At 68.0% G+C, this 9183-nt stretch carries 9 protein-coding genes; 8 read left to right on the forward strand and 1 reads right to left on the reverse strand.

Going from position 1 to position 9183, the window contains the following annotated elements:
* From EPD83_RS14055 to EPD83_RS14090, 8 genes are all read left to right on the forward strand, one after another.
* The coding region (locus tag EPD83_RS14055) for a Flp family type IVb pilin (protein WP_322095791.1) at positions 1–187 on the forward strand (187 nt) is incomplete at its 5' end.
* Positions 188–384: 197 nt separating this feature from the next.
* The gene (locus EPD83_RS14060; RefSeq protein WP_322095792.1) at positions 385–741 is read left to right on the forward strand and encodes a TadE/TadG family type IV pilus assembly protein; all 357 of its coding nucleotides are present in this window, start codon (positions 385–387) and stop codon (positions 739–741) included.
* Positions 741–1931 (forward strand): TadE/TadG family type IV pilus assembly protein, encoded by a 1191-nt coding sequence (locus tag EPD83_RS14065; RefSeq protein WP_165566736.1) that lies wholly within the window; start codon positions 741–743, stop codon positions 1929–1931. Before EPD83_RS14060 ends, EPD83_RS14065 begins: the two co-directional genes overlap by 1 nt.
* Before the next feature lie 52 nt (positions 1932–1983).
* Positions 1984–2784, forward strand: coding sequence for a Flp pilus assembly protein CpaB (cpaB, locus tag EPD83_RS14070; RefSeq protein ID WP_128365361.1), 801 nt, complete (start codon positions 1984–1986; stop codon positions 2782–2784).
* Positions 2785–2875: 91 nt separating this feature from the next.
* Positions 2876–3988: an AAA family ATPase gene (locus EPD83_RS14075; RefSeq protein WP_235950612.1), complete on the forward strand. Its 1113-nt coding sequence runs from the start codon at positions 2876–2878 to the stop codon at positions 3986–3988.
* Complete coding sequence (locus tag EPD83_RS14080; protein ID WP_128365363.1) at positions 3985–5382, forward strand: CpaF family protein; 1398 nt, start codon at positions 3985–3987, stop codon at positions 5380–5382. Before EPD83_RS14075 ends, EPD83_RS14080 begins: the two co-directional genes overlap by 4 nt.
* Positions 5379–7382 (forward strand): type II secretion system F family protein, encoded by a 2004-nt coding sequence (locus tag EPD83_RS14085; RefSeq protein ID WP_128365364.1) that lies wholly within the window; start codon positions 5379–5381, stop codon positions 7380–7382. Before EPD83_RS14080 ends, EPD83_RS14085 begins: the two co-directional genes overlap by 4 nt.
* Positions 7383–7389: 7 nt before the next feature.
* Positions 7390–8301: a type II secretion system F family protein gene (locus EPD83_RS14090; protein ID WP_128365365.1), complete on the forward strand. Its 912-nt coding sequence runs from the start codon at positions 7390–7392 to the stop codon at positions 8299–8301.
* Positions 8302–8390: 89 nt separating this feature from the next.
* Here the strand turns inward: EPD83_RS14090 and EPD83_RS14095 are convergent, their stop codons facing one another.
* A complete protein-coding gene (locus EPD83_RS14095) occupies positions 8391–9047 on the reverse strand; it encodes a response regulator transcription factor (protein WP_128365366.1) in 657 nt (218 codons plus the stop codon).
* Between the last annotated feature and the right edge of the window lie 136 nt (positions 9048–9183).

Raw genomic sequence — 9183 nt, forward strand, 5'->3', positions numbered from 1 at the left:
GTCACGTCTCATGACCCTGCAGCTCACCCGTCTGCTCCTCGCCGCGAAGGACCGCCGTGAAACCGGTGCCACCGCGGTGGAGTACGCCCTCATGGTCACCTTCATCGCGCTCATCATCATCACCGCGGTGATCCTGCTCGGCAGCAAGCTCAGCAGCGTCTTCAGCGACGCGGCCGACAAGATCTGACCCCGGACCTGCCGGCGCCCGCCCGTCCGGGCAGCCGGCAGAGCCGGCGCTCCGGAAGCACTCCCGGAGGACCGCTCCGCCGTGCTTTCATTTGCCCTGAACCGGTCTGGGTCTCTCGCCCCACCGACCGTCACTCGCCCAGGAGGCCACACGCCATGGCACGAGGTACACACCGCCCCGAGCGCGGTGCCGCCGCCGTGGAGTTCGCCATCCTGCTTCCGGTCCTTGTTCTCATCATCGGCGGGATCGTGGACTTCGGGCGGGCCTACTTCACGCAGATCGTTCTCACCAATGCCGCCCGTGAGGGGACCCGAGTTGCGGTGACGAAGTCGCCGGTCGCGGACATCACCACCCGCACACAGGCCGCCGCCAAGCCGGTCGTCGACTCCGGCTACCCGGTCGTCGTGGGCGTGACCGGGGACTGTTCCGCACTCACTCCGTCGGCGACGGTCGTCGTCACGGCGACGGTGTCGAACTTCTCGTACTTCTTCCTGGACGGCTTCATCCCGGGCCTTCCGCACACGATCTCCAGCAGATCTCAAATGGGGTGCTGATGATGAGGGCAAGAGGACAGCAGCGTGACCGACGTGGGCGCCGGCGCAGCGAGAGGGGCGCCGCGGCGGCGCTCGTCGTCGTCATCCTCGCGGCGGGTGTGATGTTCGGGGCTGCGGCCCTCGCGGTGGACGTCGGCAACATCATGCTGGACAGACGTCAACAGCAGAACGGCGCGGATGCCGGCGCGTACCGACTTGCGCAGCTGTGTGGAAAGGACGCCACTCTCTGTACGACGTCCAATGCGACCGCGCCGGTCACAACGGCCATCCAGGGCAACTTCTCAGGACTGACCGCGGACCACTCCGGGCAGATCAAGAAGATCTGCGGCCGCGTGCCGGGAGCGACGATCCCGACGTGCACTTCAGCCACCACCGACGCGGATCTCAAATACCTGGGTGAATGCCCTCCTCTGCCCTCCAAGTACAAGTCGAACCCGAAGCTCAAGTACGTCGAGGTTTACTCCAAGACTCTCAACAATGCGACGGGAACGGACAAGCTCCGAGGCTTCTTCAGCCAACAGGCAACTTCTACGGACGCCTGCGCGCGGTACGGCTGGGGCCCGGCGAAGAAGACGGGAGTACTGCCACTCACGTTCGGAGCCTGCGAATGGGCCCGCGCGGTGGGTGCCACCTACAACACCGTCACCAAGACATTCGACACAAGCGCCGCAGTCTGGGGTAAGGAGGTGGCGCTCGGGGTCAACTACGACACCAAGAACGCCACCTGTGCCAACTTCAACGGGCACGACTATGCCGGTGGTTTCGGGTGGCTCGACCATCCCACCGGGGTGTGCGAGGTGTCAGCGGACAAGAACGCGTGGGTCCCGGGTTGGCCCGGTAACGGTACGGGAAACGACTGCCTGCCGAAGCTCAACGTCGGAGTCGAGATCTTCATCCCCATCTACGACTGCATCAACGACTCAAAGACGTTCTGTCCCAACGACACCGTCAGTTCGAAGACCAACTACCACATCGCCGGAATGGCCGCCTTTGTCGTCACGGCCGTCGACCTCACCGGAAAGACGATCGGCACTCCGGGTGCTGACGCCAAGAACGACTGCCAGTTCCAGACCAACAACAAGCAATGCATCTACGGCAAGTTCGTCAAGGATCTCGTGGGCGTCGGGGAGATCGACACCGACCCCAACGCCAGTGACTTCGGTTACAGCGTGACCGAAGCCGCCGGCTAGACGTCCATCCACTCTCCGCTCGAACGCATCCTTCAGCTAAGGAAATCTCACGATGGGCCGACGCATCCTCGCCATCATCTCCGCCGCCGTCATCGCGCTGGTCGGTGCCGTCCTCGTGCTCCTGTACGCACGTGGCGCCGACGCCAGGGCGGTCGAGGCGGCCAGCCCCACCACCGTCTACACGACGACCGCGCTGGTCCCGGCCGGCACGACGTTGAAGGACGCGGTTCGTCTCGGGCAGATGTCCAAGACGGAGGTCGCCGCGCGGGCCAAGCCGGCGGGGGCCCTCGAGACAATCGACGACACCAACGGGGCGCTCGTCGCGATGGCCGACATCGCCCCGGGGCAGTACGTGCTCAACGCCGCCTTCGGCGAGACCCCCATCGGGGAGAAGGCCCTTCAGGTTGCGTCCGGCAAGCTGGCAGTCTCCGTGCAGCTGAACGACCCGGCGCGGGTCGGTGACTTCGTGCGGCCCGGCTCATACCTCACGATCTTCGTGTCATATGCCCTCAAAGACATCGGGACGTCCGAGCAGGCCAAGGCCTACAACGAGGCCGACCTCAAGGCGACCTCGGTCCTCCTCGACAACGTCAAGGTCATCGCCATGGGCACCCAGTCCCTGACGCCACAGCAGCCGCAGGCGACCGAAGACGCGAACCAGGACCCCACTGCCCAGGCCAACGCGACTCCGCAGTTCCTCGTCACGGTGGAGGTCGATGCCGAGGACGCTGCCAAGCTGATCCACGGCATCAACAACTACACGCTCTACGCCGGCCTGCGCGGGTCGGAGCTCACCATCCCCAAGGACCTCTTCGTCGCCGACCCGGATCTGCTGCCCGGCGCGGTGAAGTGACGTGAACATCCTCTGGGACTCAGATCCCAGTGCGATCGAACGGTACCGATTCGCGCTGGGGGCGGACACGCAAGCCCTCGACTCCTCGGGCATGGTCGCCCGGGCCATCCACGACAACGCCCAGGTCGAGCAGGTCATCATCGGATCGGACGTGCCGCTGACCGAGGCCTGTCAGCTCGCCGAGGCCGCACGTCTGGACCGGCCCGAGCTCGGCGTCATCCTGCTCCGCACGCGAGTCGACGTCACGGCCCTCTCGCAGGCGTTGCGCGCCGGGGTGCGCGAGGTCGTGTCGGCCGACGACCACACGGCCATCGCCGAGGCATTGCGTCGCAGCCGAGACCTCACGTCGCGGCTCATCGGTCACGCCTCGGGCGGGCAGATCCGGGACGGACGGGTCGTGACGATCTTCTCCGCCAAGGGCGGGGTCGGGAAGACCACGTTGTCGACGAACACCGCCGTGCATCTCGCGCACAGCGGACTGAGGACGCTCCTCATCGACCTGGACCTCTCCTTCGGCGACGTCGCCATCAGCCTGCAGCTGGTGCCCACCCAGTCCGTCTTCGACGCGGTGTCGATGAGCGGGCACCTGGACGAGGAGGCCCTCAAGGGCATCACCGTCGTGCACGAGGAGAGCGGGCTGCACGTGCTGTGCGCCCCGAACGACCCCGGGGACGCCGACCGCATCCCCGTGCCCACGGTCACCGAGATCATCAAGGTGGCCCGTCGGCACTACGACTACGTCGTCGTCGACACCCCGCCGTCGTTCACCGAGCACGTCCTGGCGGCGGTCGACATCTCCGACGCGCTCGTCCTCATCGCCACGCTCGACATCCCCGCCGTGAAGAACCTCCGGGTCGCCATCGACACCCTCGACATGATCGGCAGCCCACGGGACGCTCGCATCATCGTCCTCAACCGGGCCGACGCCAAGGTCGGCCTGCGGCCGGAGGACGTGGAGTCGGCCATCAAGGCGAAGATTGCCGTGAACATCCCGAACTCGCTCACCGTCCCCGCGTCGGTGAACCGGGGCATCCCCATCGTCCTGGACGAGCCGAAGGCGCCGGTGGCGACCTCCATCAAGACGCTCGTCGACACCCACATCCGCGTCGGGGCGGCCGAGGAGGAGACCAACGGGCACAACGGCTCGTCGGCCCCTGCCGCGGCGCCGGCCCGCAAGAGCCTGTTCAGCAGGGGGCGTAAATGAGTCTCGCCGACCGTCTCGACAGTGTCCGCCGGGCCCAGGCCGCGGCAGAGGCACCACCGCAGTCGTCCCAGGCCGCGGCCCGGCCGGGAGCGGCCGCCGCCAAGCGTCGGGCCGCGGACCCCTTCAACGCCGTCAAGGAGCGCGTGCACCAGGGCCTCATCGAGACCCTGGGCCCGCGTCTCTACGACCCGCACCTGCCGGAGAACGAGCTCGCCGCCCAGGTCCGCCAGACCCTGCAGCAGACGATCGACGCCGAGCAGACGCCGCTGTCGCACGCCGACCGCACCCGTATCGCGCAGGAGGTCTCGGACGAGATCCTGGGTCACGGACCGCTGGAGCCGCTGCTCCGCGACCCGGACATCACCGAGATCATGGTCAACGGCGCCGACATGATCTACGTCGAGCGCGCCGGCAAGCTGTACCGGGTCGAGACGCACTTCTCGAACGAGTCCCACCTGCGACGGGTCATCGACAAGATCGTCGGCCGGGTCGGCCGGCGTGTCGACGAGGCCAGCCCGCTCGTCGACGCCCGTCTTCCAGACGGCTCGCGTGTCAACGCCGTCATCGCCCCCATCGCCCTCGACGGCGCCCAGCTGACCATCCGGAAGTTCTCCCAGGACCCCTACACCGACGCCGACCTCATCGCCTTCGGCACCATCACTCCCAGCGTCCGTGACTTCCTCAAGGCGTGTGTGCTCGGTCGTCGCAACATCATCATCTCCGGCGGTACCGGCTCCGGGAAGACGACGACGCTCAACGTCATCTCCTCCTTCCTTCCGGACGACGAACGCATCGTCACCATCGAGGACGCCGCCGAGCTCCAGCTGAACCAGGACCACGTCCTGCGGCTCGAGTCCCGTCCGGCCAACATCGAGGGTCGCGGCGCCATCGGCATCCGCGACCTCGTCAAGAACGCCCTGCGTATGCGTCCCGACCGCATCGTCGTCGGTGAGGTCCGTGACGGCGCCGCGCTGGACATGCTCCAGGCCATGAACACGGGCCACGACGGCTCCATCACCACCGTCCACGCCAACACGCCGCGCGACTCGCTCTCGCGTCTGGAGACGATGGTCCTCATGGCCGGCGTCGACCTGCCCGTCCGGGCCATCCGTGAGCAGGTGGCCGGCGCCCTCGACCTCGTCGTCCAGCAGGCCCGCCTCAAGGACGGCTCCCGCCGGATCGTCGCCATCAGCGAGGTGGTCGGCATGGAGGGGGACGTCATCACCCTCCAGGACATCTTCACCTTCGACTGGTCCGCCGGACGCGACGAGAACGGCCGCTTCCGCGGGACGCTGATGTCGACCGGACTGCGACCGAAGTTCCTCCAGGAGCTCAACGACCTCGGCGTCGAGGTCTCGCCGCACCTCTTCATGCTCGGAACGCGGCTGACATGAGACTGTCCCGTCGCGCACGATCGGGTCGTGTCCTCCCCCTGGCGGTTGCCGTAGTCGCTGCCCTGGTCGTCCCCGTTCTCGCAGCCGGCTCGGCCACGGCGGCCACCGACTCGGACCTCAGCGACGTCCGCGTCACGAAGGACGCCCTGTCGGCGACGCTCATCCTGCGGTCCAAGGCGCAGACGTTGACGGTCGACCCGAAGTCCGTCAGCGTGACGATCGGCGGCAAGGACGCCGACGTCACCGTCCAGCCGGCGGCCTCGACGGCCCGCTCGACCATGCTCGTCATCGACACCAGTGGGTCGATGGAGGCCTCGGGTATGGCCACCGTCCGTACGGCGGTCAAGGAGTTCCTCTCGGAGGTCCCCGACGACGTCAAGGTCGGGGTCGTCTCCTTCGCCTCGACCTCCGGGGTCGACGTCCGGCCCACCACCGACCACGCCGAGGTGAGCCGCGAGGTGGGCTCGCTGAGGTCGAAGGGCGAGACCGCGCTCTACGAGGCCATCCAGGACGCCGTGCGCGGACTGGGCACCGACGGGGAGCGCAGCATCATCCTCCTCAGCGACGGTGGTGACACCGTCGCGCGGGCCCAGGGTGGCGACAACCGCGAGCGGGCCGAGCGGAAGAAGGCGCTGGAGGCCCTGAGCAAGGCCAAGGTCCGGGCCGAGGTCGTGTCCTTCAAGTCCGCCGACAGCAACACCGAGGTGCTCGACCAGTTCGCCGAAGCGGGCGGAGGACTCGTCGTCAAGGCCAGCAACACCGAGGCCGTCTCGACCGCCTTCAGCGCGGCGGCACGCGCGCTCACCTCGCAGGCGGTGCTCGACATCAAGCGTCCGGCCGGGGTCACGGGTCCCAAGAGCGTCGTCGTCAAGGGCACGGCGTCGGGGGAGACCTTCGAAGTGACGCAGAGGATCGATCTCGGCGACACTGCCCCGGTCGAGGTGGAACCGGATCCGACTCCCACCGCCGAGCCCATCGCCGCAGCGGGTGTCCCTGCCGACACCTCGCCGCTCAACGCGCTGTCCTGGAGCCTGCTCCTGCCGGCCATCGCGGTCGTCTTCCTCGGCGTCTTCGCCTTCGGCCTGGCCGTCGGCGCGCCGGCCTTCCGCTCTCGTCGCAGCGAGCGCATCGAGGCGGTGGAAGCGTACGGGTTCGGCCGGTCGACCACCGGGCAGAAGCAGGCCGCGTCCACCGCCGTCATCAGCGAGCAGCTGGTCCACATGGGGGACCAGTTCATGGAGGGTCGGGAGTCCACGACCAAGACCATGGCGCTGCTCACCCGTGCCGACCTTCCTTGGCGAGCCGGTGAGTGGCTCGTCCTGCGCATCATCGCCATCGTCGTGGGGTTCGCCGTCGGCCTCGTCCTCGACTCGACCTACCGCTTCGTGGGCGGAGCCATCGGAGCGCTGCTCGGGCTGCTGCTGCCGCCTCTCCTGCTTCGGTTCCTCGCGAACAGGCGCGGTCAGAAGTTCGAGATCGTCCTGCCCGACGTCATGATGCTCGTCGCCACCTCGTTGTCCTCGGGCTTCAGCCTCCTCCAAGCGCTGGACTCCGTGGCCAAGGACGCCCCGGAGCCGGCCGCGAAGGAGTTCAGCCGGGCCCTGGCCGAAGCGCGGATCGGCTCGGACGTCAGCGACGCGCTCGACCACATGGCGGTGCGGATGGACAGCCACAACATGCGCTGGACGACGATGGCGATCCGGATCCAGCGCGAAGTCGGCGGAAACCTGGCCGAGACGCTGCGGACCACCGCCGGCACGCTGCGCGAGCGCGAGATGCTCCGTCGTCAGGTCAAGGCACTGTCCGCCGAAGGTCGCCTCTCGGCCTACATCCTCATCGCTCTGCCCATCCTCCTGTTCTTCTACAGCATGTGGGCGAACTACGACTACATCAGCATGCTGTGGACCAATGTCCTGGGCTGGATCATGCTGGCGATCGGCCTGGTGTCCCTCGTCATCGGCATCTTCTGGATGCGCAACGTCGTCAAGATCGAGGTGTGAGCCCGTCATGATCCCCCTGATCCTCGGCATGGCCTTCATCATGGTCGCCCTCATGGTGGTCGTACTGGCCCTCGTCGTCGGCTCGAACACCAACACCGGTGTCGCCCGATCCCTCGAGCTGCTCAACCAGAAGCCCGTCCGGCAGGAGGTCGGGAAGAACGAGCTGGGTGCGCAGGACCGTCTGGTCGCGCCGGCCATGGACCGGCTGCGCGGGCTCGCCGTGAGGCTGTCCCCGTCCGGCACCGGTGACCGCATCACCCGCTCGCTGGACAAGGCAGGCAATCCCGGTGCCTGGACCGTCGAGCGGGTCATGGGCGCCAAGGGGGCCGGCCTGCTCATCGGCATCGCCGTGATGCTCCTGCTCTTCGGTCTGTCCCTCAACGGTCTCCTCGCGGCAGCCGCTCTGGGCGCCGCGGGCTTCTTCGTCCCGGACCTCCTCGTCTACAACATGGGCACGAAGCGGCAGACGGACATGCGTAAGGGACTTGCCGACGCACTCGACATGCTCACGGTCTGCGTCGAGGCCGGCCAGGGCTTCGACGCCGCCATCCTGCAGGTGGCGCGGACCGTCGAGGGGCCGATCGCCGGCGAGTTCGCGCGCGTCCTGTCCGAGATGCAGATCGGTAAGTCGCGCGGCGAGGCGTTCTCGGCTCTCGGGGACCGCACGACCGCGCCCGAGGTGAAGAACTTCGTGAGCACACTGGTCCAGGCCGACCGGTTGGGACTTCCCATCGCCGCCGTGCTGCGCGAGCAGACCAAGGAGATGCGCGTCGTACGGCGTCAGCGGGCGGAGGAGCAGGCCCAGAAGGTCACGGTGAAGATCCTGTTCCCCCTGCTGCTCTGCATCTTCCCGGCCCTGTTCATCGTCATCATCGGCCCCGGCGCGATCCAGATCGTCAACACGTTCTCCGGACTCTGACGAATGGGGCCCGCTCTTATAGGCCCCACGAACGAGGAGGGGCCGGTCCGTCTGGACCGGCCCCTCCTCGTCTGCGAGACGTGTCGCGGTCAGGCGCGGTCGACGTCCTGGACGAGGCCCAGCCGGACGGCGGCGATGACGGCGCTGGCGCGGTTGTGGGCGCCGAGCTTGTCGTAGATCTTGCCGATGTGGGTCTTGACCGTCGACTGGCTCATGTAGAGCGAGCGCCCGACCTGGGCCACGGACGCACCCTCGACAAGAAGCTTCAGCACCTCGGTCTCGCGGCCGGTCAGCGTGGTCTGCGGCTGCTCGTGCCGGCGCCGCATGGCCTCGGCGAGGCCGCTGGCGGAGAACTCGCCGGGGAAGTCCGCGGCGCGGCGGACGGCGGACAGCACCTGGTCCGACGGCGCGCTCTTGCGCACGAGTGCCGACGCTCCGGTGTCGAGGGCCTCGAGCAACGTGGCGTCGTCGTCCTTCATCGTCAGCACGACGAGGCCGATGTCCTTGGACTGCTCGCGGACGGCGCGGACCAGGTCCAGGCCGCTGCCGTCGGGCATCGTCACGTCGACGACGGCGACGACCCGACCCGGAGGCGGGGTGCGCAGCAGCTTCTCGAAGAGCGCGCGCCCCTCGGCCAGCGAGCCCGCCTGCCCGACGACGCTGATCTCGTCCTGCGAGGACAGCATCCCGGCGACGGCCTCGCGGACCACCGCGTGGTCGTCGACGAGCACGACACTGATCGGCACAGGGACCCTCCAGTCCTCAGGCCCGGACCGCCCCGACGGCGGTGGGCTCCTCGACGCTCAGGCTAACGGTCAGGCGACCGTTGGACTCGTTGCGCACGTGGAGTGTCCCGCCCAGGTCCAGCAGGTTCGGGGCCTG

It is taken from the genome of Phycicoccus flavus (assembly GCF_004025965.2).
Classification (GTDB): Bacteria; Actinomycetota; Actinomycetes; order Actinomycetales; family Dermatophilaceae; genus Phycicoccus; species Phycicoccus flavus.

What these genes read in the sequence shown, in the direction of transcription:
- EPD83_RS14065 (WP_165566736.1), top strand. Translation starts at nt 741, where the DNA reads ATGATGAGGGCAAGAGGACAGCAGCGTGACCGACGTGGGCGCCGGCGC.
- cpaB (WP_128365361.1), top strand. Translation starts at nt 1,984, where the DNA reads ATGGGCCGACGCATCCTCGCCATCATCTCCGCCGCCGTCATCGCGCTG.
- EPD83_RS14075 (WP_235950612.1), top strand. Translation starts at nt 2,876, where the DNA reads ATGGTCGCCCGGGCCATCCACGACAACGCCCAGGTCGAGCAGGTCATC.
- EPD83_RS14080 (WP_128365363.1), top strand. Translation starts at nt 3,985, where the DNA reads ATGAGTCTCGCCGACCGTCTCGACAGTGTCCGCCGGGCCCAGGCCGCG.
- EPD83_RS14085 (WP_128365364.1), top strand. Translation starts at nt 5,379, where the DNA reads ATGAGACTGTCCCGTCGCGCACGATCGGGTCGTGTCCTCCCCCTGGCG.
- EPD83_RS14090 (WP_128365365.1), top strand. Translation starts at nt 7,390, where the DNA reads ATGATCCCCCTGATCCTCGGCATGGCCTTCATCATGGTCGCCCTCATG.